The sequence below is a fragment of the Haloarcula pellucida genome, from assembly GCF_014647235.1.
In the GTDB taxonomy this organism is placed as follows: domain Archaea; phylum Halobacteriota; class Halobacteria; order Halobacteriales; family Haloarculaceae; genus Haloarcula; species Haloarcula pellucida.
The window spans coordinates 257,456-282,504 of record NZ_BMOU01000006.1 but is presented as its reverse complement, the minus strand read 5'-3'; the positions used below and the strand labels follow the sequence as shown (position 1 = coordinate 282,504).

Here is a 25,049-nt window from a genome sequence, read left to right as displayed (position 1 = left end):
CCGGTCAGTTCGTCGCGGCACCCCACGCAGAGAGCCACCCGTCGAGGTTGCCGCTCACGAACAGCAACACCAGAAACGACGGGATGAGCCCGATGAGACCGGCCGCCGCCAGCAGGTTCGGGTACGCCAGCGCCCAGAACGGGTTGTAGATGTTGTAGATTTCGAGTTGAACGGTCGTCTCGACGGCGCCGTCGCCGACGGTCATGAAAAGCGTAAAGAACTGCTCGGTGTAGGCGGCCACGAAGACGAGGGTGGCGACGCTGACGATGCCGGGCCGTGCCAGTGGGACGACGACCCGCCACAGTGCCTGCACCCGCGTCGCACCGGCTATCCGTGCGGCGTCCTCGAGGTCGTCGGGTATTCCGGCAAAGAACACCGTGAGGAGGCCAAGAGAGAGCGGCATCGCGAACGCGCTGATGGGCAAGACGACGGCCGCCGGCGTCTGGTACACCGTCGGTGCGCTCTCCGAGAGCCCCGGTATCGGGGTTACGAAGAGTTCGTACAGCGGTATCGCTATCGACTGAGGCGGGAACACAGCGAGAAAGAGGACGGCGGCAAACAGCGGCCGGCGGCCGGGGAACTCGAGTCGGCCGAACGCGTAGGCGGCGGGCACCGCGACACAGAGTACCAGTCCCGTCGTCAACAGGGCGATGCCCAGACTGTTCGCGAAGGCCAGTACCCAGTCGACGCGACGGAACGCCATCGCGAACCCCTCGGAGGACACCGCCGGCGGCACGACGCCGACGTGGCCCCAGACGAGGTAATGCGGCGTCAACGCGGTGACGAGCAGCCAGTATATCGGGAACAGCGTCACGAGGAGTGACGCACCGAGCGCAGCGCGGAAGCACAGCCGATAGAAGGGGCCACGATATCGGCTACCGAGCCTCGCGAGCCGTGTACCGGCGACCAGGTCCGAGTCGTCGGTCTCATCGTCTGCGAGCGACGCTGTGGAGGACGACGGAGGCATGTACGCCCACAGCACCCCACGATATTTAATACCACACCGTCCCGGACGGCCCGAATCGCCAGCGACGCCTAGCGGTCGAGTTGCGGCCCGGGTTTCCAGGTGTTCCCTTCGAGGACGACGAGGTCGTAGCGTTCGAGGACCTGCATGGCGTCGACGACGGCCTCCGCGTCGAAGGCCGCGTTCATGTCGGCGGGCAACTGCTCGGCGATAGCGCTGCGAGTGCCGCCGTCGATTCGAACGACCGTCTCCAGCAGCGTCTCGAAGTCGGCCAACACCGGCGTCAGGGAGACGCCGCCGGAGGTATCGGTTTCGAGTTTCGATATGACCTCTTCGTAGCTCCCGGTAATCTCCATCGAGACGGAGACGGTCTCGTCGTCGGTGTCGGTTTCGCCGTCGGTGTCGGGTTCGTCTGCCATTACCTGTGTAGTGTGCGGGCTATCAGAAATACGTTGTCGTATCTCGCGTATCTGGCGAGGAGTGGATTCATTTACCGACAGAGCGACCGGATAAGTCGCCGAATCGCTCGAAGCGGTCGTAGAATCGGTGGCATCTCCGCCGCTGGCACTGGGCGGCTGTCACCGAGAATCGGGCACCGACACGCCCGGGGGTCGACGGCCTCGATAGATCGAGCGCACCGTATCGCCCGCCACAGCGGTGCGTACCCGTCTCTTTTTAGTCGGCGGTCGACACCCACCGGTATGGACTTTCCCGATCGCGACGACGTCGACCACCTCATCGACGCCCAGTCACTCCCGCCGTTCGCGCGGGTCCGGTACGAACCGGCGACCGAGACGGTCTCGGACCCCGCCAGAGCGACGCGGGACGAAGTCGCTACGCTCGCACTCGACGACTTACGCGACGGCGCCACCGTCGCCGTCGGCGTCGGCAGTCGCGGCATCCACGCCATCGACGACATCACAGAAGCCGTCGTCGCCTCGCTCGCCGAGCGCGGGTTCGACCCCGTCCTCGTCCCTGCGATGGGGAGCCACGGCGGTGCGACGGCCGACGGACAGCGGGAGGTGCTGAAATCACTGGACATCACCGAAGAACGAATGGGCGCGCCGATAGACGCCCGGATGGACGTCGAACAGGTGGGGACCGTGACCGTCGGCGACACGGAGATGCCGGTCCACGTCTCGGCCGCGGCGCTGGCGGCCGACGCCGTCCTCGTCGTCAACCGCGTCAAAGCCCACACGAACTTCACCGGGCCGATAGAGAGCGGCCTGACGAAGATGACCGTCGTCGGACTGGGCAAGCAACGGGGGGCGAAGGCGTTTCACTCGACGGCCATCGAGGAGGGATACGTCGAGACGCTGGAACCCGCGCTCTCGGTCATCACGGAGGCCGCACCGCTGCTGGGCGGCGTCGCCGTCGTCGAGAACTTCGAGGAGGAGATAGCCGCCGTCGAGGCCGTCCCCGCCGAATCGTTCGTCGACCGCGAACCCGAACTGCTGGAACTGGCGAACGAGGAGATGCCGACCCTGCCCGTCGACGAGATTGATCTGCTGGTCGTGGACGAACTCGGCAAGGAAGTGTCCGGCGCCGGGATGGACACCAACGTCATCGGCCGCTACCGCGTCCTCAACGCCCCGGACCCCGAGGACCCGTCTATCAAACTCATCTACGCCCGCGGCCTCACCGAGGCGACGAAGGGCAACGGCAACGGCATCGGCCTCGCCGACCTGACCCGTGAGGCGGCCGTCGACCAACTCGACCTGCAGAAGACCTACGCGAACGCCTTCACCAGCGGATCGCTCGCGAAGGCGAAACTCCCGGTCGTCACACCGGACGACGAGTTCGCCATCCGGACGGCCCTCTCGGCACTCGGCGGGTACGACCCCGATACTGTCCGTATCCTCTGGATACAGAACACCGAAGACCTCTCGGAGTTGTCCGTCTCCGAAGCCGTCGTCCCGGACCTGCCCGACGCCGCGACGGTCGTCGACCGGGAATCGCTGACGTTCGAGGACGGGACGGCCGCTTTCAGGGAGTCGTAGGGTCGGCAGTCACCCGCTGGCCCAGCTATTTGTGGCGACGACGCGAGACGGGAGACATGAGCGGGTACGACGACGTCAGCTACGCCGTGGCCGACGGCATCGCGACGATCACCATCGAGCGCCCCGACGTGTACAACGCGTTCACCCGGACCACCGTCCTCGAACTCAACGACGCCGCCCGCACCGCCGAGGCCGACGAGGGCGTCTACGCGGCGGTCCTGACCGGCGCCGGCGACGGCTTCTGCTCGGGCGCGGACACGACAGAGATGCCCGACTGGGACCAGCAGTCACCCGAGGAGTACGGCGCCTACCTCTGGCTCATCCAGCAGTTCGTCTGGCGTCTCCGGACGATGGCGACACCCACCATCGCGGCCGTGAACGGCCCCGCTATCGGGGCCGGCTGTGACTTCGCGTTGGCCTGTGACCTGCGCGTCGTCGGCGAGGAGGGCGTCATGCGCGAGGGATTCGTCGACGTCGGACTGGTGCCCGGCGACGGCGGCGCGTGGCTCCTGCCTCGTCTCGTCGGCGAGTCCAAAGCCCGCGAGTACCTCCTGACAGGCCGTGACATCACACCCGAGGACGCCGTGGACATCGGGCTGGCCGTCGAGCGTGCCGACGACGCGCTGACGGCCGCGGACGACCTCGCTGCCGAGATCCGGGACAAACCCGCGACGGCGGTCCAGCACACGAACCGCCTGGTCGACCCACAGCAGAGCTTCGACGAGTACTGTCGGCAAGCGACGGAGTACCAGTGGGACTGCGTGATCGACGACGAACACAGGGAAGCGGTCGCGGCGTTCAACGAGGGGCGAGAACCCGACTTCGACCGCGCGTACGACGACTGAGACGGCAGGGACTACCGCTTCGAGACGGCCGGGAGGCCGTCGTCTTTCAGCGCTCTGGCGACGGTGTTCAACTGCATCTCGTCGGTGCCGGCGGCGATGCGCCGGCCCCGGGCCAGCCGATAGAGGTACTCCAGCGGATGGCCCTGCTGGTAGGCGCGGGCGCCGACTATCTGGACGGCTTCGCTGACGACGGCCTCGACCATCCGCGAGCAGTGGAGTTTCGCCGTCGACGTCTGGAGGCGGGACGGGGGTTGGCCGTGGCCCGCGGCACCCGCGGCGGCCTGATACACTAGCGCGGCGGCCGTCTCGACCTGCCGATACATCTCCGCGAGTTTCCACTCGATGCCCTGAAAGTCGCCGATGGGGTGGCCGAACTGCTCGCGCTCGCTCGCGTACGCCAGCGCCCGTTCCAACGCTGCCTCGGCCCACGCCACCGTCAGGGCCGAACTGCCCAGTCGCTCCCAGTTGAGCGCGACCAGCTGTTCTTTGAACGCGTCCTCTCCGCGGGTGAGGACGTGGCTCTCCGGGACGACCACGTCGTCGATGGTGAAGTGCGTCTGGGCGTAGCCGGCCATGTTCGTGTACACCTCCTCGATTTCGACGCCGGGGTCGTCGTACGGGATGACCACCGAGCCCAGTCCCTCGGGGAACCGGACCCACGTCACCGCGGCGTCGCCGAACGGGACGCCGCCGACCCACGTCTTCTCGCCGTTGCAGACCAACTGGCCGCCCTCCTCTGTGACTTCCGTCGTCATCGACGCCACGTCGGACCCGGCCGCCGGTTCAGAGATGGCGATGGAGACGAAGCTCTCGCCCGCCGTAACGTCGGGAAGGTAGGCCTCCTTGACGGCCTCGGACCCGAAGCGGTCGATGGCTCGCGGGCCGACGACGCTCTGCATGTAGGTGAACCACCCGGTGTCTGGACACTCGCGACCGACCGCTTCCGTCAGGAGCAACGCCGCCACGTCTGACCGGCCCTGTCCGCCGTACGCCTCGTCGATAGACGGGCAGTAGAGTCCTTCCTCGGCCAGTCGCCGGAGGTTCGCCCACGGGGGGTCGCCGCCCCACGTGTAGGCGTCGTCGGCGAACTCGGCGGCGACCGATTCGGCGCGCTCGGCGAACGCGCGCTGGTCCGTGCTAATCGTTCCCATCGTTCCGTCTTCAGGCGGCCACGAGATAAATCTCGTCCCGGAACGGCAGGCGGGCGAGGTTCGTACACCAAGATACATTACATACGAGTGTAACTCTCCGGTATGGGCGACGCGACGACCGGCACCGAGGGCGGTTCGTCGACGGGACAGTTCACCCTCGACACTGTTCTCGCGGTGTTCGACGACCGGTCGGACCCCGCTCGGCCGCTGACAGCCAACGACGTGATGGAGGCGGTGGACTGTTCGCGGCGGACGGCCCACAACAAACTCAACGAACTCGTCGAACAGGGCCGACTCGCGACGCGGAAAGTCGGGGCTCGCGGCCGCGTCTGGTGGGTCCCCATGGAGACGCCACACACCGGTGACCCGACCGCACAGCACGAACAGGCCCCGCCGGTACGGCGCGAAATCGCCAGCGTCGACCTGCCCGGGTCGGGCGACCGACTGGCGGAGCGGCGGGACGCGCTCCGCGCGGCCTACGACTACCTCAACGAGAACCCGGACGCCTCCGAGACGGAGGTCATCACCGAGGTGTTCCCGGACCATCCGGCCGGCTACGACACGGCCGACAAGTGGTGGGACGTCATCAAACCGGCACTCAAGGAACTGCCGGACGTCGACGTCGAGACCGACCCGGACCACGTCTGGCACTACATCGGTGGCTGAGTGAATAGTTCAACCCCCGGCCCTCGCGGCCGGTGCAGACAGTACGACGAGCGCACACTGGAACACGATGCCTACAGAAACCGACGAGACAGACGCCCCCTCTGAGAGCGGCGGCGATGACGACGGTGACTCCGTGGTGTACGCCACTCCCGAGGAACTCGGCTATCCGACGTCGACCTACACCCCGGTGGCCTACGACAACCTCGACACCGCATCGGCCGACGACGACGACCACCCCGACGCGGGACGCGGCGGGTCGTTCAGACTGCTCGACCTCCCGAAGGTCCCGCGGCTCAAACACGTCGTCGGGCCCAGCGCCATCATGCTCGGTGCGTCGCTGGGGAGTGGCGAGACGCTGTTCTGGCCGCAACTCGTCGCACAGTACGGCTGGGCGCTGTACTGGATATTCGTCGCCGGGGTGTTGCTCCAGTTCGTCGTGAACACGGAGATACAGCGGTGGACGCTCGCCACCGGCGAGAGCGTCTTCCGGGGGATGGAGCGAGTCCACCCGCTCGTCCCGTTCGCGTTCATGCTGGGCGGGTTCGTCAGCCTCGGCTGGCCCGGGTGGGCGGCGAGCGCCGCGAAGGTCGGCGCCGCGGGGCTGTCCCTCGGGACCTACCAACTCGCGGGCGTCGAACTCGTCGGCTGGCGGCTGCTCGGTATCGGCCTGATGGTGTTCATCTGGCTCACCTACCAGTTGACGCCGCTGATGTACAACGTCGTCGAGCGACTGCAACTGTTCCTCGTGGTGCTGTCGCTGACGTTCGCGCTGGTGCTGTTCGTGCTGGTCGGCGCACCCACGTCGCTCCCGGCACTCCCGAGCGGGCCGGCACTCGTCGGCGACCAACCCCCCGCCGCGACCGTCGCGATACTGCTGGGCGGCATCGCCTACGCCGGCGCGGGCGGCTACCTCAACCTCTCACAGAGCCTCTGGGTCCGCGAGAAGGGGTACGGGATGGGACGCTATCAGGGCCGCATCAAGAACCCCTTCGCCGGCGACGACCCCGAGACGGTCCACGAGGACGGGTTCTCGTTCAGGCCGGAGTCGCCGAACACAGAGCGGTGGCGCGGCTGGTGGCGGGTGGCACAGCTCGAACATCTGCTGACTTTCGCCGTCGGCCTCATCGTCGTCACCACCATCCTCGTCGTCATCGCCGGGACGTACGCCCCGGGGACGACGCGGACCGCCGTCGACATGTGGCTGGTCGGCATCGCGCCGTCGGTCAGTCCGCTCGCGGGCGCCACCATCTACGCGACGCTGTTTCTGGCGCTGTTCACCACCGAGTACGCCATCATCGAGTCGTTCGTCCGCAACAGCTCCGACGTCATCTACGAACTGTACGGTCGCGACGCCGGATGGCAGCTCCCGCGGCTGTTCTGGGGGTTGTTGACCGTCTTCTGTGGCTGGGGCATCCTCATCCTGTTGCTCCCGTTCGAGGTGGAGAACCCGTTCAACCTGCTGGTCGTCGGCGCGGCGATGTCCGGGCTCATCATGTGGCCCTACATCGTCGTGATACAGCTCGTCAACGCGGTCAGGCTCCCGGAACACACGATGCCCGGCTGGGGCCGGACGGTCGCGATGTGGGTCGCCGCCGCCTTCTTCGGCTACTTCAGCGTCCTGCTGGTCGGGACCGTCCTCGGCTCGCAACTGGGACTCGCCGTGTTCTCGGTCCAGATGAGTATTCTCGGGAGCGGCCTCGGTGGGATGGTCCTCTGGGCGGGCTACGGCGCCGTACAGGCCTACGTCATCTACCGTACCACGCGAGCGAAGTTCGAGCAGGCGGGCACCGTCGACGGCGCCGACGCCGGCCGGGGCCTGTTCTCGTGAGCGACGCCGACCGGGTGCGCGTCCACCTCCACCATACGATGACGGGCCGTTACCCGCTCCGGTTGCTCGACCTGTTGTTCTACGGCGACCGTGTCCTCGCCGTCGAGTACGACTACCTGACGGGGTTCGACATCGCGACCGGCGGCGCCCGACGACGCGCGGAGGCGTTCGCGGCGACGGTCACCGAGGAGGGCGTGGCGGCCGCCATCGACACCGCCGAGCGATGTCGGGAACTCCCCTACGAGACGCTCGACAGCGTCAGAATCTACGACGGCGGCAGCCTCGGGCGGGTGAAGGTCGTCCTCGACCGAGCGACGGGCTCGTCGCTGACGGTCAGAGTCCACGGCGAGGTCGACGTCGAGTCGTTCGCCGGTGCAGTACGGACCGTGCTCGCGCCGTACGACGCGACGGTCGAGCGAGAATCGGGGCTCGGGCTTCGGGACGCGCTCCCGGTCCTCAGTCGCCGCTGACCCGCTCGGTGCGGGCGGTCGGAGCGACCAGTTCGATGGGGTGTTTCGAGGGGCGCTCCAGCAGGTCGTCGAGTTGGTCGAGACAGGAAGTGCCGCTGGCGACGACCGTCCGGTCGTCGACGCCGTCGGCGGTGAACTGGGCCGCGAGTTCGTCGCCGACGGCGACGCTGACGTCGTAGTACTCCTGTTTGTACCCGAAGCTCCCGGCCATCCCGCAACACTCGACGTCGGACGTGACCACGTCGAAGCCGAGGTCGTCCAACACCGCCTCGGTGTAGCGCTCGACGCCGAGGGTCCGTTGCTGGCAGTGACTGTGGTAGGCGAGACGCCGACCGTCGCCGCTGGCGAGTGCGTCGGCGCTCGCACCGTTGGCGAGCAGGCCGTAGACGTACTCGAACAGCTCGTAGCTGCCGTCGGCCAGCGCCCGGTACCGGTCGGCGTCGAGCAACTGCTCGTACTCCCGCTGGAACAGCGCGTGGTCGCTCGGCTCGATGACGACGACGTCCCGGCCGGCCTCGACGTGGTCGAGGAGTTCGTCGGCGACCGTCTCGGCGTGGTCGCGTGCGGTCGCTATCATCCCCTGGGAGAGCGGGGCGCGGCCGCTCGCGGGCACGTCCGGGACGTGGACGGCGACGTCCAGCGCCTCCAGCGCCCGGACCGCCGCCTTCCCGCGCTCGACCTGCACGTGGTTCGTGTAGAGGTCGGGGAACAGGACCACCTCGCGCTCCGGATTCGCCACGGTCGACCGGCCGTCGGCCCACTCGCGGAACGTCTCCGCGGCAAAGGTCGGGAGGTCACGCCGCCGGTCGATACCGACGAACCGCTCCATGAGTCGCCGGGAGACACCGGTGTCGGCCAACCAGTTCGAGACGGGGGCCGTCGCGCTCCCGAGTCTCGCGAGCGTCGCGAAGTTGCCGAACAGCCGTTTCTGCGGGTCGAGTCCCGAGGGTTCCTCGTCGGGTACCAACCCGTCGACCAGCCAGTCGAGTTCCGCGTCCGCGCCGCGGTTGATGCGGTCCCGGACGACCGTGTTTATCCACGGGATGTCGATTTCGACCGGGCAGGCGTTGACACACCGCGAACACCCCGTACAGAGGTCGTTGAACTCGGCCGCCGTGTCCAACCCCTCGATGCCGGCCTCCCACCCGGTTGCGATACCGCCCGAGTACGTCTCGCCGCCGAAGGCGTGGCCGCCCACCTGCTGGAAGTTCGCACAGGAGTTCGAACAGGCCGAACACCGGATGCAGTACAGCGTCTCCCGCAGGTCGTCGTCCTCGCGCATCGCCAGCCGACCGTTGTCGACGAGCACGAGGTGGAACTCGCGGTCTTCGGCCGACCCGGTCTCGTCGCGCTGGAAGTCCAGCGTCGGCGAGTCGACCGGCGGCGTCAACAGCGAGACGTAGGAGGTGATGTCCTGTCCGGTGCCCGACCGGCCGATGAGTTCGATAAAGGGGCGGAGGTCTTCGACGCTCGGAATCACCTTCTCGACGCCGGCGACGGCGACGTGGGTGTCCGTCGCCGCCACCGTCTTCCGGGCGTTGCCCTCGCTGGTCACCAACGCCATCGTCCCCGAATCGGCGGTGAGGAAGTTCGCGCCCGTGACGCCGACGTCGGCGTCGGCTAGCTGCTCGCCCAGTTTCTCGCGGGCGAACATGGTCAGTTCCTCGGCCGTCTCGGGCGGGTCCTCGGGGTCGAACCGCTCGGTGAACAGCTCGGCGATGCCCTCGCGGGACTTGTGGATAGCCGGCGCGACGATGTGGGACGGCGCCTCGTCGGCCAGCTGCAGGACCCACTCGCCGAGGTCCGTCTCGACCACGTCGCAGTCGTCGGCCAGCGCCTCGTTCAACTCTATCTCCTCGCTGGTCATCGACTTGCTCTTGACGACGCGGTCCCCGTCGGCGTCCTCGACCACGTCGCGGATATACTGGTTCGCGTCGGCCGCATCGTCGGCGAGGTACACCGTCCCGCCGTTGGCCTCGACGGCCGTCCGGAGGTCCGAGAGGAGGTCCGGCAACCGCTCGATGGCGTCCTCCTTGATAGCGCGGGCCTCGCTCTTGAGGTCCTCGTAGGCTTCGAGGTCGGCCACCGACTCGTACCGGCCCGCGTTGAACCCCTGCGTGTTCGCCGCGACGGCGTCGCCCTCCGTCTCGAGGATGTGCCGGATGTGGTCGGCCTTCGACCGGCGGTCGCTCGCGGTCATGACTGGACCACGACGGCGTGGACGGCTTTCGGGCCGTGTGCGCCCTTCACCAGTGCGCCCATGTCGGCCGTCGCGCTGGGGCCGGTGGCGACGATGGCGTCCCCGCCGTCGGCCCGGAACCGGTCTCCGAGGTGGGCCAGCGCCTCGCTCATGCCGGGAACGACGTCGTCCTCGGCGAGGACGGCGACGTGCCGGTCCGGATAGAGGCTCACGGGTTCGGCGCCGTCGGGCGTCGACGGCAGGACGAGGCTGCCGTAGTCGGCGATGCCGAGCGTCGCGTGCGTGACGCCCGTCACGGCCGCTCGCAGGTCGCTCGGCGAGGGGTCGGTCCGGACCACGTCGGGGAGCCGTCCCAGCGAATCGGGCAGTTCGACGCCGACCGCCGGCGAGTCCGACACCGCCTCGATGGCGTCGGGGACGCCGTCCGGCGTGGTCAGCGTGTGCGATACGTCGAAGTCGTCGAGTCGCTCGGTGAAGCGGTCGAGCGTCGTGTGGTCGGTAGTCACGGGTTGGTAGTCTGAATCACGGTCGGTCGGCTGGCAGTGCTGCGGCGAGCGTCTCGGCCGGGTGGGGCGGTTCCGGGTCCTCGCCCCGGTCGCCTAACTGCGTCCGGCAGGAGGTCCCCGGCGCGACCACCTGCTCCCCGTCGCTGTCGTCGACCTGCTCGAAGAGGATGTCGCCGATGGCCTGACTCATCGAGTAGTGTTCGGCCTCGTAGCCGAAACTGCCGGCCATCCCGCAACACCCCGAATCCAGCGGGTCGACGGCGTAGCCCACCCGCCGGAGGACGCCGACGGCGTGGTGGTCCTTCTTCGTCGCCTTCTGGTGACAGTGACCGTGGTAGGTCAGCGCCCGGTCCACGTCAGCCCAGTCGATTCGGCGGTCGAGGTCGTGGCGGTCCAGATACTCACAGAAGCCGTAGGTGTTCGTCGCCACCGTCGCAACCTGCTCGTCGTCGTGGCCCAGCAGGTCCGGGTAGTCGTACTGGACCATGACGGCGTCGGACGGTTCGACGAACACCACGTCCCGGCCGGCCCGGACGTGGTCGACGAGGGCGTCGACGTTCGTCTCGGCCGTTCCCCGCGCGTGGTCGAGCATCCCCTTCGAATATGCGGGGCGGCCGCTGTCGGTGTGGTCCGCGAGGACCGTCACGTGGACGTCGGCCGCTTCCAGGACGCGAACGGCCGCCTTCCCGACGTCGGGGTGGGCGTAGTTCGTGTACGCGTCCGGGAACAGGACGACCGAGCGTGCGGCGTCGGCCGCCGAGACGGTCGGCTCACGACCCTCGAACCAGTCGACGAACGTCTCCCGGTGGAGCGTCGGCGTGTCCCGTTCGCGGGCGATGCCGACGGTAGCTTCGAGTAGCCGGTCGGCGCCGGGGAGCGACGAGAGCGCGTTCGCGACCGGCGCGACGCGGCTCCCGAGCGCGAACAGCGTGTCGACGTTGGCGAACAGCCGGTCCCGGAGGCTCACGCCGTGTTCCTGGTGGTAAGCGTGGGTTACCTCGGCCTTGAGCTTCGCCATGTCCACCCCACTCGGGCAGTCGTGGGCACACCCCTTACAGCCGATACAGAGGTCCATGACCTCCGAGACGAACGCCTCGTCGGTCGGGTCGTCGGGCAGGTCACCGCTCATCGCCTGCCGGAGCATGTTCGCCCGGCCGCGGGTCGCGGTGATCTCCTCGTCGGCCGCGCGATAGGTCGGACACATCACGCCGCCGGTGGTCTCCTGCGGGCCGCGACAGCCACCACAGCCGTGACAGAGTTCGACCATCCCCTGCATCCCGTTCTCGTTGGTCCAGTCCAGCGTCGGCGTCAGCGACTGGTCGAACTCGTAGTCGGGGTCGAACCGGAGCCGCGCCGCCATGTCGACGGTCTCGGCCCGTGGCGGGGCCTCGCCCCTCTCGACGGCCGCCGCGTCGACGCCGACGACCTGTCCCGGATTGAGGAGCCAGTCGGGGTCGAACGCCGTCTTCAGGTCGCGGAACACGTCCCAGACGTCCGTGCCGTAGAGCTTCTCGTTCCAGCAGGTCCGGGCGCGGCCGTCGCCGTGTTCGCCGGAGACCGACCCCCCGTACTCGACGACGAGGTCGGTGACGGCGTCGGCGATAGACACCATCTGCTCGACGCCGTCGACGGACTTGGTGTTCACGAGCGGGCGGATGTGGAGCACGCCCGGCCCGGCGTGGGCGTAGAACGACGCGAACGTGTCGTGGTCCGCGAGCACCTGCTGGAACGCCGCGACGTACTCGGGCAGGTTCTCGGGCGGGACCGCCGTGTCCTCGATGAACGCGACGTGTTTCGCGTCGCTCGTGCGGCTGAGCAGGATGGGGAGCCCCGACTTCCGGAGCTTCCAGAACCGCTCGCGCTCGGCGTCGTCGTGGGCTTCGAGCGCGTCGACGGCGGTGCGCGGCGCGTCGGCCACCGCTTTGGACCCGTCGAGCCGGTCGGCCAACAACCGGTCGACCGCCCGGTGGCCCGCGTCGTCGTCCGCCGCGTAGAACTCGACGACGAGCGTGGCGCGCGTCCCGTCGGGCAACATGGCCGCCACGTCGGCGAACTCCGCGGTGTCGCGTGCGAGGTCCAGCATCGTGTCGTCCAACACCTCGACGGCCGCGGGGTCGTGTTCGAGGATGGGCGCGACGTCGGCCATCGCGGCGACGAGGTCGTCGTAACACAGCAGCGCCATCGCCTTCGTCTCGGGGACGGGTTCGAGCGCGACGGTCGCCTCGGTGACGATAGCCAGCGTCCCCTCGCTCCCGGCCAGCAGGCTGGCGAGGTTGACGGTCCCCGGGTCACCGTACTCCCCTTCGGCTTCGGCGACGAGTCGGTCGAGGTTGTACCCCGAGACGTTGCGCTTGAGGTCGGGGTAAGCCGCCGCTATCTCGTCGCGGTGGTCGTCGAGGACGTCCGCGACCGCCGCGTAGATGCCGCTCTCCAGGCCGTCGGCGTCGGTGGCCCGGTCCCGCAAGTCGTCGACCGCCACCTCGCCGAAGGTCGTCACGGTGCCGTCCGCGAGGACGACCTCACACTCCTCGACGTAGTGGTCGGTCTTGCCGTACTGGAGCGAGTGCGCGCCGGTGGTGTTGTTGCCGATAGCGCCGCCCAGCGCGGACTTCTCGCCCCACGCGGGGTCGGGCGCGAACTTCAGGTCGTGGGGCGCGAGTGCGGCGTTGAGGTCGCCGAGGGTCGTCCCGACCTGTGCGGTGGCCCGTTTCGTGTCCGGGGCGACGGGTCCGAGCGCGTCCATGTGGCGCGTGAAGTCGAGGACGACGGCCTCGTTGACCGTCTGGCCGGCCAGACTCGTCCCCCCGCCGCGGGGCAGGACCGGCACGTCCTCGTCGGCGCAGTACTCGACGACGGCCGCCACGTCGGCCGTCGACTGCGGGAAGACGACACCGATGGGCGGCACCTCGTAGATGCTCGCGTCGGTGGCGTACAGTTCCCGCGAGTACTCGTCGAACCGGACGTCGCCGTCGACTCGGTCGGCCAGCGCCGCGGCGAGTTCGGCGTCGGACCCACCGCTTGCGACGTGGTCGTAGTCGGCCCGCGGGTCCGCGGCGGGCCTCGCGTCGGATTCGTCGGGTGAGTCGTGTCTCGACATGACGGGTCAGAACGTTCCCGGTGCGACGACGTAGACGAACAGGAGCGAGAGGATGCCCGTCATCACCGCATAGTAGGCCAGCGGGATGAGTTCGAGTCTGATGACGCGCCCCTCCTCGCCGACGAGGCCGACGACCGCCAGCGCGGCCACGACGTTGTGGACCGCGATGAGGTTACCGATGGCCCCGCCGACCGCCTGCGCGCCGACGAGGACGGTCCGGGAGACCCCGAGGTCGGCGGCGACGTTGTACTGGAAGGTGCCAAAGAGGATGTCGCTGACCGTGTTCGATCCGGCCAGGAACGCCCCGAAGGCGCCCACCAGCGCGGCGAAGAACGGATAGACGACGCCGGCGGTGTTGGCCGTCGCCTCCGAGAGGACGACCAGCATGCTGTCGACGCCGGCCGTCTCCCCGGACTGGATCATTATCTGGACGGTCGCGACGGCGAAGACCAGCGCCAGCACCGCGGGCGTGACCTTCTCGATGGTCTCCAGCCACGCGGCCGTGACCTCCTCGCGGTCCATCCCGTGCAGGGGGATGGTCAGCAGGTGGACGGCGATAAAGACCGCCCCGGGGAGGTACAACACGGCGAAGCTATTGCCCATCGACGTGCCGAGGATGGACCCCCACTCCAGCACCAGCGTCGACGTGACGAAGTTCGTCACGGGGTCGATGACGCGGGTGACGACCAGCAGGCCGGCCAGCACCGCGTACGGCGTCCACGCACGGGCGAGCGACATCGAGTCGGTGGCCGTGGCGACCTGTCCGCCGTCGGCGGCGACGGTACCGCTACGCCCGGTCGCGGACTCGCCGGGGGCGATGTCGCCGACCCAGTGTTCGGGCCACTGCTCCTCGGGGGCGAAGTCCCACTCCTCGTCGGGGTGGAAGTAGCCCGCCTTGAGAGCGCCGACGGTGATGAGCATCCCGCCCATCGCACCGAACAGGCCCGGGAAGGTCGGGCCGAGGAAGTACGCGGTCAGCCAGTACGGCACGGAGAAGGAGGCCCACGCGAACAGCGTCAGCGGCAGGACCTCCAGCGCCGGTTTGATCGAGCGCTCCTCGCCGAAGAACCGGGTCATCATCGCGACGCCGATAAAGGGCAGCAGCGCGCCGACGATGACGTGGTAGGTGGCCGCCCAGACGGCTATCTGTGCGACCCACTCGGGGATGGTCATCCCCTGTGCCGCGACGGTCGACTGGATGGACTCGGTCGAACTGAAGATGTCCTCCAGGCCGATGATGAGCGGCGTCCCGACGGCACCGAACGTGATGGCCATCAGGTTGCCCGTCAGCGCGACGACGACGGCCGCCAGCGGCGGGAAGCCGAGGCCGACCAGCAGCGGACCGACGACGGCCGCCGGCGTCCCGAACCCGGCCGCGGCTTCGATGAACGACCCCATCAGGAACACGAGCAGGACGACCTGTACGCGTCGGTCGTCGCTGATGGAGGTGAACCCCCGATTGATGACGTCGAACGCGCCCGTCTGCTTGAGCGTGTACAACACCAGTATCGCCCCGAAGACGATGTACAGGATGTTCGAGGCGGTTATCGCGCCGTTTATCGACGCGGCGGCGATCCAGCGGGGCGACATCCCCCAGCCGAAGAAGCCGACGGCGAGGGCGACCACCCACGCGACCGGCATCGCACGCGTGGCCGACCAGTAGCGCCCGATCATCAGGAACGCGATGGTCGCGAGCGGCAGGACTGCCAAGCCGATCTGTGTCGGTGTCGCCATCCTCAGTCGTCACCTCCCCGACGGTGGGATACCGGGCCGTGTCTCCGCCCGTGACGGTACGTCTGTGCGTGTGGGTATGCCGGTGGAACTGGCATAGCCGAGCCATCCCGTTGTGCACTATTTATAACCAACTACCGTTCAGCGGGTTCGAGTGTCTATCAAACGGACTCAGTGAGTGCTAAAGGTGCCGAAACCGATTTTGATAGAATGTTTCTCGAACTTTTTAGTGTAATATTCGGGTGCGAATCCCCCGTTCGATACAGTTGTGTGTACCGGTTGGGCGGAGTGCAGTTGACTGCAAACACCGCGCTACCGGCGGTTCAGCCATGTTACACACAACTGTAATCGATAGACTGGATCGGGTCACGACGTCGAAACCGGTCGGCGGCCACGACGGCCTGTCCCCGACTGCAGTGGCGTCGTCGCTCGAGACGCGCTCCCGGGTCGCCACGCAGACGACAGCGAGGACAGGCCGGGGGTTCAGGCGTCGACACGGGCGCGTTCGGACTCGGGCATCCGGTGGCCGAGGTCGGCCCGTAGCGCCTCGATGGCCTCCTCGGGGTCGGTCTCGGAGTCGAAGACGCGGTCAAACCCCATCGCCTCGAACGTCGCTCGCGTCTCATCGAAGTCGTTCTGTCCGACGGCGAGGTTGCCGCCGATGTACGTCGTGACGTCCAGCCCTGCGGCGTCGACCTGCTCGTGGAACCCCTTGCAGTCCTGTTTTGCGTGACCGTACAGCGAGGAGACGAGGATGGCCTCGGCGTCCCGCGCGTCGGCCGCCGCCACGAACTCCGTCTGGGAGGTCTGGACGCCGAGGTTGACGACCTCGAACCCGGCCGCGGCGAAGGCCCGTTCGAGGATGGTGATACCGACGACGTGCGCGTCGGACCCGATGACACCGAGGATGACTGTCGTCATGTACGCTCACCAAAACGCGCCAGCACGATAAAGTTAATGAAAGACCATGATAGTTAGTACGGCGTCAAAAGAGGTGGGCTTAGGTTCGGGGCGTCCCTCAGTTGCGGCCAACAGTGTGCCGAGTACAGCGAGGCGTGGTCGCGATGGCCCCGACAGACCACCGACGACGATGATTCAGATACGACACGCCCTCGACTCCGACGCCGACGGAATCCGCCGTGTCGCCCGTCGTGCGTGGCACGACGCCTACGACAGCCTCGACCCCGACGTCATCGACGAGACTATCGAAGAGTGGTACGCGGGGCCGGTCGGGAGCGCGCTCCACGGCTGGGCCGACGACATTCCCGCCAGCGACCTCGACGTCGAGGCGACGATGCTGGTCGCACGCGACGACGAACAGGTCGTCGGCTTCGCACAGGGTGTCGTCTACGGGCCGGTCGGGACCATCCTCCGGTTGTACGTCGACCCGACCCGACACCGCAAACGGGTCGGGACGCGGCTCTACGAGCGACTCAGGGAGATATTCACCGAGCAGGGCGTCGAGCGCGTCCGCGCGCTGGACCTGGCCGACAACGACGCCAGCCGGGTGTTCTTCGGGAAACTCGGCTTCGAGCAGACGGCGACGAGGACCGTCACCATCGGTGGCGAACGGCGCGAGGAGGCCGTCTATACGCGCGAACTATAGTAGCCATTGAAAATCAATGCACACCCGACCGCACGACGGCGGTGCGGTCGGTATGTGAATCGTTTCAATTGTTACTATAGACGAATCCGAGGGGTGACCGGACGAACCAGTGGCCCGAAAAACCGACGGCCGACTGCGGCTACCCCGGCGTTGGAGCGCCGGGTCCCGTCGGTGACTCGTCCTCGTCCGGGTCGCCGCGATTGAGAATCGCGTCACGGACGCGCTCGAACGCCGACCTGTCTGTCCGGGCGGTGCGAGGAAACATGCTGCACATCATTGTTAGCACGCAACACACTTTGCTCTGGCGGCGGCCTCGACACGACGGGGCGGCATCGAACAAGATGCAACTGGGCCCGTAGTTAATGTTACTCTAATTATGCTTTTGTGCGTCACCGCCGTGGCTTCTGGCGAGGGACTATGCGAACAGTATCCGTCATCAAAGCTGACGTCGGGAGCAACGCCGGCCACTGGCGGCCAACGGCCGAACTGGTCGCAGCGGTCGAAGACGTGCTGGCGGACGAGGGGGCGTTCCTCGACGACTACTTCGTGTTCACCGTCGGCGACCGACGACTGAGGCGGGGCGGACCGGGGCTTCGAGAACCGCCGCACCCCGTCGCTGGGCCGCCTCACCCGTCCCCATCCTCGCTGGCCTCGTCGAGACGGGCGGCGACGAACGTCGTCGCTTCGGGGACGCCGCGTGCGTACATCGCGATGCGCGTGAACGCCGCGTAGGCGTCGGCACCGTCGTGGTATCCCTCTGCCATCTCTCGAACCGTCCCGCGCTGTCTGTCCAGCGCCGGGTGCAGGAGTGCGACGGTCAGTGGCGACTGTGACTGGTCCAGTACGCCGCGAACCGCCGTCCGTGCGTCTGCCGCGGCCTGCCGAACGAGCGATGCGGTCACCTCCTCGGGGTACTCGCGGTTCCTGACACCCGTGACGATGGCCCGAAGGACTTCGGCCGCTACGAGCGCGCGGCCCGTCTCGACGACGGCCAGCGCGTACTGGTCGTCGTCGTGTAACTCGCGGACCTCCTCCCAGAGATACCGAAACGGCCGGGTCGACTCCGTGACCAGTGCTCGGTCGGCGCCGCTCAGTTCGCGGCCGAACGCCTCCTCTCCCTCTTCGACGTACGGGTGGAGTCCGTTGGCCGTCTCCGAGAGCGACCACCGAAGTCGTTGCGTGGCGGTACCGAGAGCCCCAGCGTGGGGCGACGTATCGCCGTCGACTATCGCATCGCGAATCCGTCGCGCGTCCGCCACGACCGCATCGGCTCGCTCGACGGAGTGGACGACCTCACCGGCTCTGAACGGCGCTGCGACCGGATCCGACGGATACGTCTCTCGCGGCTGGACGAGTCGACGCGCGGTGTCGACCATATCTTCCAGCGGCGCGTGGACGACGGCAGCCGTGAGCGGGTCCGGGGCGCGGTAGGCCTGGGTCGCCCACAGGTCGCCGATGGTACCGCGAATCTCGCGTCGGCGGGTCGCGAGCGCCCCCGCGTCGTCGGTGCCCGTCGCCGCCCGATAGGCGGCCTCGGCCGTCGCCGCGTCGGCCCGGTAGTCCTGCCAGTCGTCGAGCCAGTCCAGCGCCCACTCGCCGTCCGGCAGGGACTCCGGCGGCCGCTCCTCGGGGTCGGGCCGGACGTGGTCGAGTTCCTGTCGGACCGCCTCGTTCGGTATCGAGGGGTCCGACGGCACCCGGTCGAGCAACGTCTCGGCGCGCTCGCGGTGTCGCGTCACGCAGGCTTCGAGGGTGTCGCTGGGGAACGGCGTCGCCGGGAACGCCACCGGGTCGAGGTCCGCGGCCAGCGCCGCCGTGTCCACGTCCGGACCCTCGTCCTCGTTCGTCCACGGCATCGACGAACACCCGGCCAACCCAGTCAGCCCGACGCCACAGGCCGCAAGCAGGTCGCGCCGTCTCACGAGCCATCACTCCCGTTCCGGGGGGTGACCTCGGCCCTGAACGCGACCGGGTCGTCGGGCCGTCGGCAGTAACTGGCCATCCCCGTGCCAAGCCCGGACGACCGCTCGGCGCTGAACGGCAGTCTGACGGCGATAGCCACCGAGTCCGTGTCGTCGGTCGAACAGGTGACGTCGGCGGGCCTGCGTGCCTGACAGAAGTTGCCGTGCGGGTCGCCGTCCGAGTCACGCTCCATCGACGTGATGTGAATCTCGTGGCAGGCGTCGACCGCGGTCGTGAACAGGTAGATGGAATGGGTCTCGAAATCCGTCTCGGCCACGAACGAACGTAACTCGCGGGCTTCGGGGACGGACCCGAAGGTCGCCTCCTCGAACGACGCTCGGGTGACGAGGTGGTCACTCCCGCGGAGCAGGCGTTGCGCGTCTTCGGTATCGGTCGGAATCGTGTCTCGCGTGGTGTACAGGACCGCGCCGTCCGTGTTCCGGACGTGGACCGAGTCGTACTCATCGACGAGTCGGTCGTCGTCTTCGTCGGTAGGCGGGGGTGCGGGACTGTCACCGGTCTCGCAGCCTGCGAGGCCGGCAGCGACACCGCTGGAGAGGGCAGTGAGGATGCGTCTACGGGACCAGGGCATGGCAGACAGCAGTTAGCGGAGCGATAAACGCTTTGTGTCATCGCCTCGTCTCCGGGCGTTCGGTGGCCGGACAGAACGTTAGCTCGTGCCGGCCCCGATTCATATCGCATCTCGAACCCATAATTTAAGTTATAGAGAGAATCCAGACAGTGGTAATGAGTGGAGTGGGGAGACAGGGTGGAACGGCAGCAGTGCCCGCACCGGTACCACCGGACGACGCCGACGCGTGGTACGCGCCGGGCGTCCGCGAGCAGGACGAGATTTACCCGGGCGTCGTCGTCACCGTCCGGCGAGACGACAGGTTCCAGTACGAAGTCCGCGAACCGGTCCTCGGACCAGACGCGACCGAGATGCTGACGACCGTCGAGTCGTACTTCGACGGCGCGAACATCGAGCGACCGCGCACGCGCGAAGGTGCTATCGAACGGATGGACAGCGGCTTCGACCCGAAACACCGCCGCGTCATCGACCGACTGGTCGATTGCTCGCCGGCGACCCGGCGCCGCATCGCCTATCACGCGCTGTGTTCGCTGGCGTGTCTCGGCGAGTTGACGCCGTACGCACTCGACGACCGCATCGACGTCGCCGACGTGACCGACGACGGCGTCGTGGTCCACACCGAGGACTACGCACCCGTCGAGACCGATCTCGGAGCGGACCCGGACTACATCGACCGCTTCGCCAGCGAACGCGTCGGCCGACACACCGTTCGGTTCCACGAGTTCGAGGTGCCGGTGGTCGTCTACCGCGAACACCTGCTCGGGAGCGACCCGTTCACGACGAAGTACGCCGTCCGGGAACCGGACCTGCTGCCCGGCGACGAGGAACTCATCGAGGCGTGCAAAGAGCGCGTCTGGGAGACGAGCGTCGACGGTCTCGTCGAGGACAGCGTCGCGTTCGTTCGCGACCGCGCCAGTTCGCTGTTGGCCCGCCAGTTGACAGTGCGCAACACGACCGAGTGGCTAGATGCCGCACGCTATCGGGTCCGAGCAGCGCTCTCCGAACTGGACCTCGCGGTGCCGCCCGTCGACCGCCGCTTCGCCGACGACAGACTGGACGACCTGCTTTACTACGTCCTCCGCGATCTCGTCGGTCACGGGAAACTCACCATCCCCATCCGAGACCACACGCTCGAAGATATCGAGGCCAACCGCGTCGGCGAACGGGTGAAGGTCCTCCCGCGAACGGACCTCGGCCACGACGGCCGGGTTCCGACGAACCTCTCGTTCGACTCGGAGAGCGCGTTCGTCAACGTCGTCACGCAACTGGCCGCCGACGACGGTACCGAACTCAACGCTTCGAACCCGAGCGCGAAGGTGAACATCGACCCCGAGGGCGGCGTCCACGACAGCGAGGAGACCATCCGGTGTGCAGTGGCACTTCCCACCATCAGCGAGGACGGGCCACACATCTCGATTCGGAAGCAGTCCGCCGACGCGATGACGCCGGTCGACCTCGTCGAACGAGACTCGCTGCCGACGGAACTGGTCGCACTCCTGTGGCTGCTGTACGAGTCCCACGGCGTCGTCCTCTTCTCGGGACCAACCGGCGCGGGCAAGACGACGCTCCTGAACGCCCACATGCCGTTCATCCCGTATCGGGACCGTCCCATCAGCATCGACGAGGGGTCGCGCGAGGTGCGGATCCCACACGAGACGGGGGTGTCACTGACGACCCGCGACCACGAGCGAGACCACCGCCGCGTGACGATGGCGGACCTCATGACACAGTGTAACTACCTGAACCCCGACGTGGAGGTCATCGCCGAGATAAACACGCCGGCCTCCTTCGAGACGTTCGCGGAGACGCTCAACACCGGCCACGGCGTCCTCGGGACGACCCACGCCGCGGACATCGAGACACTCGTGAACCGCGTCATCGAGAAGGGCGTCCCGACGTATCTGCTGGAGGAGATAGACCTCGTCGTCTTCCCGCGCCACGTCGGCGGGGACCGCTACGTCGGCGAGGTGGTCGAGTTCGTCGACGATCCAATCCACGACCGCTGTGAGACCATCGAGAAAGACGGCGAGACGATTCACTACAACACGCTCTGCCGTCGTGGCCGTGACGGCACGTTCGAACTGGCCTACGACCACCCACAGTTGGGCGACGACCATCGACGGGTCGGGACCGACGTCTTCGACCGCCTCGCTACGCTTCGCGACGAACCGGTCGAAGCCGTCGAAGAGACGTTCCACCGCCGCCACCGCTACGTCCAGTATCTCGTCCGAGAGGGTGTCACGGACTTCACCGAGTTGTTCGGCGTCCTCGCGGACTTAGAGACGAACGAGGCCGCGACGGTCGAACGCCTCCGCCGAACGGAAGCGACGGCGGACCCGTTGCACATAGAGGTCGGTGAAGATGGCGACTGACGGCCCGACGCTCGGACTGCTCGACAGAGGGCTGTACGCGCTCTTTGCTCATCACGCCAACGACGAGGGACACGCGACCACCAGAGAGCGCTATCGGGCTGCCAATCCCGACACCGGGTTCGACCTCTACGTCGCCCGCGTGTACGGCCTCGCGTGGTTCGCGCTCGTCACCGGCACGTTCGTGACCGGGACGGTGGCGCTGGCACTGCCGGCCGGAACCTTCGATCGAGCGGTGTCACTGCTCGCTCGAAGCCTCCCAGTCCTCGACAGACTCACGCTCCCGACGGCCCCGCGGGTCGCCGTGGCGCTGTCGGTGGCTCTCCTCGCCGGCGTCGGCCTCCGGTCGCTCGTATTCGTGGCCGGGAACCGCTATCTCGCGTGGGTCGCGGCGGCGCGCCGGGCCGACATCGCGGCGACGCTGCCCGGTGCAGTGCGGTACCTCCGCGTACTCGCGTCGGGGACTCACGACCGACGGGCGATGCTGCGGGCCGTCGCTCAGCAGAACGCGTACGGCGAGACGGCCGTCGCCTTCCGCCGGGCGCTCAACCACGGTACGCTGACCGGGAGCTTGGACGCCGGCCTCGAACGAGTGGCGAGTGAGACGCCCTCCCGCGACCTGCTCGCGCCGTTTCTCCTGAAGTTCCGCGAACACGCGAACCAGAGCGCCGACGCGCTGGAGGGGTATCTGGAGATGGAGGGCCGATTGCTCTCACACGAGCAGAGCCGTCGGCACGAGCGAGCGACCGGCTACCTCGAACTGCTCGCGGAACTGTTCGTCGTCCTGCTGGTCGTCCCGGCGCTCGTCGTCCTCATCGTGACGGTGATGGGCGTGCTCGCACCGGGCCTGTCCCGACCGGTCGCGACGCCCGTCGGTTCGGTGTCGGTCCGCAGCGGCATCGTCTACGGGAGTGCGGCGTTCGTCCTCGCGACGGGGCTGCTCGCGTCGTTCGTCGTCACGACCCTCCGGCCACGGAACACTGCCGCACCGAGTTACGAGCGACCGAGCGGAGTACTCGCGACGCTTCGAACGATACCGTCGAATCCCGCCAGTACCCTCACAGTCTGCCTGCCTGCGGGCGGCGTCCTCGCCGTCGGGTGCTGGCTGCTCGGCTACCGACCCGTCAACGTCCTGCTTCTCTCGTACGTCGGCGTCGGCCTCCCGGTCGGCGCCGTCGCCGTCCGCCGGGCGCGACGGGACGACGCGAAGGACCGCGAGATACAGGACTTCGTCCACGCCGTCGCCGGTCACGTCGCGCTCGGTCGGCCGTTCCCCGAATCCGTCCGTCGCGTCGCCGACGACGTGCAACTCGGCGCGCTCGCCGAAGACGTGGAGTCGCTGGCGTTTACGCTCTCGCTGGGCGACAGTCCGACGGAGGCGGCCGACGACCGGCGAGCAGCGGCCCTAGACCAGTTCGTCGACCGGGTCGGCACGCCGATGGCCGAGCAGACGATCGGGCTGGTCGTCGGCGCCCTCGACGCCGGGAGTGACGCCGAGGACGTCTTCGAGACGCTCCAGACCGAAATCGGTAAACTGTACCACCAGCGCAAGTCGCTCCGGGCCGCACTCATCGTGTACGTCGCCGTCGGCTGGACGACGGCGCTGCTCGTCGTCGGTATCACCGTCGCCGTCAACGTCTACGTCCTCTCGGAGTTCGCGCAGCTATCGTCGGTCGCCAGCGGACAGACGGTCGCCTTCGACCCGTCGGTCATCGACCCCGAGCGAGAGCGCTACCGCTTTTACGTCGTCACGCAGGCGACGATGCTCGCCTGTGGCTGGTTCGCCGGTACCGCCAGCCGCGGGTTCTACGAGGCGCTGTTGCACTCAAGCGCACTGGTACTCGCCGCCTACGTCGTGTTCGCGGGGGTGGGACTCCTGTGAGTCGAGACGGCCGCGAGCAGGGAGCGACCACCCGCGCGCAGTCACACGTCGTCGGCGTCGTCCTCTTGCTCGGGATCACTGCCGTCGCACTCGGCAGCCTCACTGCCGTCGTCGGTAGTGTCGTCGACGGCCAGACGGCGACGGCCGACGAGGCCCGCGTCGCGAGCGCGCTGGCGGAGGGACTGCGACCGGTCGAAGGAACGGGTCCGAACCGAGTCCGCGTTCGGTTCAGTGACGGACGGTTGACGACTGTCTCCCGTGACCTCCGGATACTAACGCCCAGCGGCGTTCAGCGGCACATCGAGGTCGGTGGAGTGGTGTACACCTCTGGCCCGAGCCGGGTTGCCTTCGTGGGCGGCAGCGTCGTTCGGGGGAACCCCGGCAACGCGTGGCAGGTACGGGAGCCATCACTAACGGTCACGCGGGACAACAGCACGCTCGTCCTCGGCGTCCCGACGCTGAACGAGAGCGGGGCGACGGTGAGCGGAACCGGCGGTGTGACCGCACTCCTCCGGACGAACGTGACCCACGACCACGAACGACTCGCTAGCGCCGACTACGGCATCGCAGTCGAAACGGCGACTCCCGGCCCGTTGGTGCGGTACTTCCGGCGGGTCGGCGCGCGAACCAGCGTCAGGGACATCGACGGCGACGGCGTCCCGAGCGTCGTCGCGAACGTCGACGGCCAGCAGACGCTCCATCTGGTCGTCCACGAGATGCACACGGAGGTAGCAAGTGGATAACCGCGGCCTGAGCACCGTCGTCGAGAAGGTGCTCTCGATCGGCATCGTCTTGCTGTACGTCGCGCTCCTGACCACGACGCTGTACGGCGGGGCCGTACCGGCCTATCGGAGCGCGGTCGGTGCGGAACTCGGCGAGCGAACCCTCGCGGAGGCAACCGCACGTATCGAACAGGCCGTCCCGCCATCGGGTCGGTCGGTGACCGCGACGTATCGCGTCGACCTGCCGGCGACTATCGAAGGGGTGGCCTACGAGATACGGACCGACGGCGGTGCGTTAGTCCTCGTTCACCCGGAGGAGGGCGTCGGTGGCCGGACTCGACCGGTCCTATCCGACCGCGTGACCGCACTCTCCGGGACGTGGCACAGTGGCGAGGAGACGGTTGTGACCGTCGGTGGCGGGAACGGGACCGTTACGGTCCGGTTGGAGGAAGCATGAG

General features: G+C 67.9%; 21 protein-coding genes. 11 read left to right on the top strand and 10 right to left on the bottom strand.

Going from position 1 to position 25,049, the window contains the following annotated elements:
- Nucleotides 1-4: 4 nt before the first annotated feature.
- Complete coding sequence (locus IEY28_RS18140) at nt 5-967, bottom strand: carbohydrate ABC transporter permease (RefSeq protein ID WP_189001278.1); 963 nt, start codon at nt 965-967, stop codon at nt 5-7.
- A gap of 68 nt (nt 968-1,035) precedes the next feature.
- Nucleotides 1,036-1,383, bottom strand: a complete 348-nt coding sequence (locus IEY28_RS18135; RefSeq protein ID WP_189001276.1) for a hypothetical protein — start codon at nt 1,381-1,383, stop codon at nt 1,036-1,038.
- A 282-nt stretch (nt 1,384-1,665) separates the two neighbouring features.
- On the opposite strand from IEY28_RS18135, the gene IEY28_RS18130 reads away from it, so the two are divergent.
- Both IEY28_RS18130 and IEY28_RS18125 read left to right on the top strand, forming a co-directional pair.
- The gene (locus tag IEY28_RS18130) at nt 1,666-2,964 is read left to right on the top strand and encodes a nickel pincer cofactor-dependent isomerase, group 22 (RefSeq protein WP_189001274.1); all 1,299 of its coding nucleotides are present in this window, start codon (nt 1,666-1,668) and stop codon (nt 2,962-2,964) included.
- A 56-nt stretch (nt 2,965-3,020) separates the two neighbouring features.
- On the top strand, nt 3,021-3,809 hold the full coding sequence (locus IEY28_RS18125; protein ID WP_189001273.1) for an enoyl-CoA hydratase/isomerase family protein: 789 nt from the start codon (nt 3,021-3,023) through the stop codon (nt 3,807-3,809).
- Between the two features lie 11 nt (nt 3,810-3,820).
- Here IEY28_RS18125 and IEY28_RS18120 read toward each other — a convergent pair whose 3' ends face one another.
- Nucleotides 3,821-4,960, bottom strand: coding sequence for an acyl-CoA dehydrogenase family protein (locus tag IEY28_RS18120; protein WP_189001271.1), 1,140 nt, complete (start codon nt 4,958-4,960; stop codon nt 3,821-3,823).
- Nucleotides 4,961-5,062: 102 nt separating this feature from the next.
- Here IEY28_RS18120 and IEY28_RS18115 point away from each other — a divergent pair, with 102 nt between their 5' ends.
- The 3 genes from IEY28_RS18115 to IEY28_RS18105 all read left to right on the top strand — a co-directional run bounded on the left by IEY28_RS18115 (nt 5,063) and on the right by IEY28_RS18105 (nt 7,924).
- A complete protein-coding gene (locus tag IEY28_RS18115) occupies nt 5,063-5,626 on the top strand; it encodes a helix-turn-helix transcriptional regulator (protein WP_189001269.1) in 564 nt (187 codons plus the stop codon).
- Between the two features lie 67 nt (nt 5,627-5,693).
- Nucleotides 5,694-7,454 carry an Nramp family divalent metal transporter gene (locus IEY28_RS18110; protein ID WP_189001265.1) on the top strand — a complete coding sequence of 587 codons (1,761 nt, stop codon included), beginning with the start codon at nt 5,694-5,696 and terminating at the stop codon, nt 7,452-7,454.
- Nucleotides 7,451-7,924: a hypothetical protein gene (locus IEY28_RS18105; RefSeq protein ID WP_229783181.1), complete on the top strand. Its 474-nt coding sequence runs from the start codon at nt 7,451-7,453 to the stop codon at nt 7,922-7,924. The genes IEY28_RS18110 and IEY28_RS18105 overlap by 4 nt, the downstream gene beginning before the upstream one ends.
- Here IEY28_RS18105 and IEY28_RS18100 read toward each other — a convergent pair.
- From IEY28_RS18100 to glmS, 5 genes are all read right to left on the bottom strand, one after another.
- Nucleotides 7,911-10,124 carry an LUD domain-containing protein gene (locus IEY28_RS18100; RefSeq protein WP_189001262.1) on the bottom strand — a complete coding sequence of 738 codons (2,214 nt, stop codon included), beginning with the start codon at nt 10,122-10,124 and terminating at the stop codon, nt 7,911-7,913. The two genes, IEY28_RS18105 and IEY28_RS18100, sit on opposite strands and share 14 nt — an antisense overlap.
- The gene (locus IEY28_RS18095) at nt 10,121-10,630 is read right to left on the bottom strand and encodes an LUD domain-containing protein (RefSeq protein ID WP_189001259.1); all 510 of its coding nucleotides are present in this window, start codon (nt 10,628-10,630) and stop codon (nt 10,121-10,123) included. Before IEY28_RS18095 ends, IEY28_RS18100 begins: the two co-directional genes overlap by 4 nt.
- Before the next feature lie 16 nt (nt 10,631-10,646).
- On the bottom strand, nt 10,647-13,727 hold the full coding sequence (locus IEY28_RS18090; protein ID WP_189001256.1) for an FAD-binding and (Fe-S)-binding domain-containing protein: 3,081 nt from the start codon (nt 13,725-13,727) through the stop codon (nt 10,647-10,649).
- Nucleotides 13,728-13,733: 6 nt separating this feature from the next.
- Nucleotides 13,734-15,461, bottom strand: a complete 1,728-nt coding sequence (locus IEY28_RS18085) for an L-lactate permease (protein ID WP_189001253.1) — start codon at nt 15,459-15,461, stop codon at nt 13,734-13,736.
- Nucleotides 15,462-15,941: 480 nt separating this feature from the next.
- Nucleotides 15,942-16,379 (bottom strand): methylaspartate mutase subunit S, encoded by a 438-nt coding sequence (gene glmS, locus IEY28_RS18080; protein WP_166968425.1) that lies wholly within the window; start codon nt 16,377-16,379, stop codon nt 15,942-15,944.
- A gap of 169 nt (nt 16,380-16,548) precedes the next feature.
- On the opposite strand from glmS, the gene IEY28_RS18075 reads away from it, so the two are divergent.
- Together IEY28_RS18075 and IEY28_RS18070 are read left to right on the top strand one after the other, a co-directional pair.
- Nucleotides 16,549-17,064, top strand: coding sequence for a GNAT family N-acetyltransferase (locus IEY28_RS18075; protein ID WP_189001250.1), 516 nt, complete (start codon nt 16,549-16,551; stop codon nt 17,062-17,064).
- A gap of 417 nt (nt 17,065-17,481) precedes the next feature.
- The gene (locus IEY28_RS18070) at nt 17,482-17,796 is read left to right on the top strand and encodes a fructose 1,6-bisphosphatase (RefSeq protein WP_189001247.1); all 315 of its coding nucleotides are present in this window, start codon (nt 17,482-17,484) and stop codon (nt 17,794-17,796) included.
- Here the strand turns inward: IEY28_RS18070 and IEY28_RS18065 are convergent.
- Together IEY28_RS18065 and IEY28_RS18060 are read right to left on the bottom strand one after the other, a co-directional pair.
- Complete coding sequence (locus IEY28_RS18065) at nt 17,691-18,986, bottom strand: hypothetical protein (protein WP_189001244.1); 1,296 nt, start codon at nt 18,984-18,986, stop codon at nt 17,691-17,693. The genes IEY28_RS18070 and IEY28_RS18065 overlap by 106 nt on opposite strands.
- Nucleotides 18,983-19,618: a hypothetical protein gene (locus IEY28_RS18060; RefSeq protein ID WP_189001242.1), complete on the bottom strand. Its 636-nt coding sequence runs from the start codon at nt 19,616-19,618 to the stop codon at nt 18,983-18,985. Before IEY28_RS18060 ends, IEY28_RS18065 begins: the two co-directional genes overlap by 4 nt.
- Before the next feature lie 155 nt (nt 19,619-19,773).
- Between IEY28_RS18060 and IEY28_RS18055 the strand changes: the two genes are divergently transcribed.
- From IEY28_RS18055 to IEY28_RS18040, 4 genes are read left to right on the top strand one after another with little or no spacing between them, the layout of a single operon-like run.
- Nucleotides 19,774-21,990, top strand: a complete 2,217-nt coding sequence (locus IEY28_RS18055; protein WP_189001239.1) for a type II/IV secretion system ATPase subunit — start codon at nt 19,774-19,776, stop codon at nt 21,988-21,990.
- Nucleotides 21,980-23,869: a type II secretion system F family protein gene (locus tag IEY28_RS18050; protein WP_189001236.1), complete on the top strand. Its 1,890-nt coding sequence runs from the start codon at nt 21,980-21,982 to the stop codon at nt 23,867-23,869. The genes IEY28_RS18055 and IEY28_RS18050 overlap by 11 nt, the downstream gene beginning before the upstream one ends.
- A complete protein-coding gene (locus IEY28_RS18045; protein WP_189001233.1) occupies nt 23,866-24,612 on the top strand; it encodes a DUF7289 family protein in 747 nt (248 codons plus the stop codon). Before IEY28_RS18050 ends, IEY28_RS18045 begins: the two co-directional genes overlap by 4 nt.
- On the top strand, nt 24,605-25,048 hold the full coding sequence (locus IEY28_RS18040) for a DUF7266 family protein (protein WP_189001230.1): 444 nt from the start codon (nt 24,605-24,607) through the stop codon (nt 25,046-25,048). Before IEY28_RS18045 ends, IEY28_RS18040 begins: the two co-directional genes overlap by 8 nt.
- Nucleotide 25,049: the final 1 nt, after the last annotated feature.

Bases quoted from the DNA above. Each gene is read 5' to 3' on its own strand.
- IEY28_RS18125 (WP_189001273.1), top strand. From the start codon at position 3,021: ATGAGCGGGTACGACGACGTCAGCTACGCCGTGGCCGACGGCATCGCG.
- IEY28_RS18140 (WP_189001278.1), bottom strand. From the start codon at position 967: ATGCCTCCGTCGTCCTCCACAGCGTCGCTCGCAGACGATGAGACCGAC.
- IEY28_RS18070 (WP_189001247.1), top strand. From the start codon at position 17,482: ATGCGAACAGTATCCGTCATCAAAGCTGACGTCGGGAGCAACGCCGGC.
- IEY28_RS18075 (WP_189001250.1), top strand. From the start codon at position 16,549: ATGATTCAGATACGACACGCCCTCGACTCCGACGCCGACGGAATCCGC.
- IEY28_RS18135 (WP_189001276.1), bottom strand. From the start codon at position 1,383: ATGGCAGACGAACCCGACACCGACGGCGAAACCGACACCGACGACGAG.
- IEY28_RS18115 (WP_189001269.1), top strand. From the start codon at position 5,063: ATGGGCGACGCGACGACCGGCACCGAGGGCGGTTCGTCGACGGGACAG.
- IEY28_RS18055 (WP_189001239.1), top strand. From the start codon at position 19,774: ATGAGTGGAGTGGGGAGACAGGGTGGAACGGCAGCAGTGCCCGCACCG.
- IEY28_RS18100 (WP_189001262.1), bottom strand. From the start codon at position 10,124: ATGACCGCGAGCGACCGCCGGTCGAAGGCCGACCACATCCGGCACATC.
- IEY28_RS18090 (WP_189001256.1), bottom strand. From the start codon at position 13,727: ATGTCGAGACACGACTCACCCGACGAATCCGACGCGAGGCCCGCCGCG.
- IEY28_RS18120 (WP_189001271.1), bottom strand. From the start codon at position 4,960: ATGGGAACGATTAGCACGGACCAGCGCGCGTTCGCCGAGCGCGCCGAA.
- IEY28_RS18130 (WP_189001274.1), top strand. From the start codon at position 1,666: ATGGACTTTCCCGATCGCGACGACGTCGACCACCTCATCGACGCCCAG.
- IEY28_RS18110 (WP_189001265.1), top strand. From the start codon at position 5,694: ATGCCTACAGAAACCGACGAGACAGACGCCCCCTCTGAGAGCGGCGGC.
- glmS (WP_166968425.1), bottom strand. From the start codon at position 16,379: ATGACGACAGTCATCCTCGGTGTCATCGGGTCCGACGCGCACGTCGTC.
- IEY28_RS18050 (WP_189001236.1), top strand. From the start codon at position 21,980: ATGGCGACTGACGGCCCGACGCTCGGACTGCTCGACAGAGGGCTGTAC.
- IEY28_RS18085 (WP_189001253.1), bottom strand. From the start codon at position 15,461: ATGGCGACACCGACACAGATCGGCTTGGCAGTCCTGCCGCTCGCGACC.
- IEY28_RS18060 (WP_189001242.1), bottom strand. From the start codon at position 19,618: ATGCCCTGGTCCCGTAGACGCATCCTCACTGCCCTCTCCAGCGGTGTC.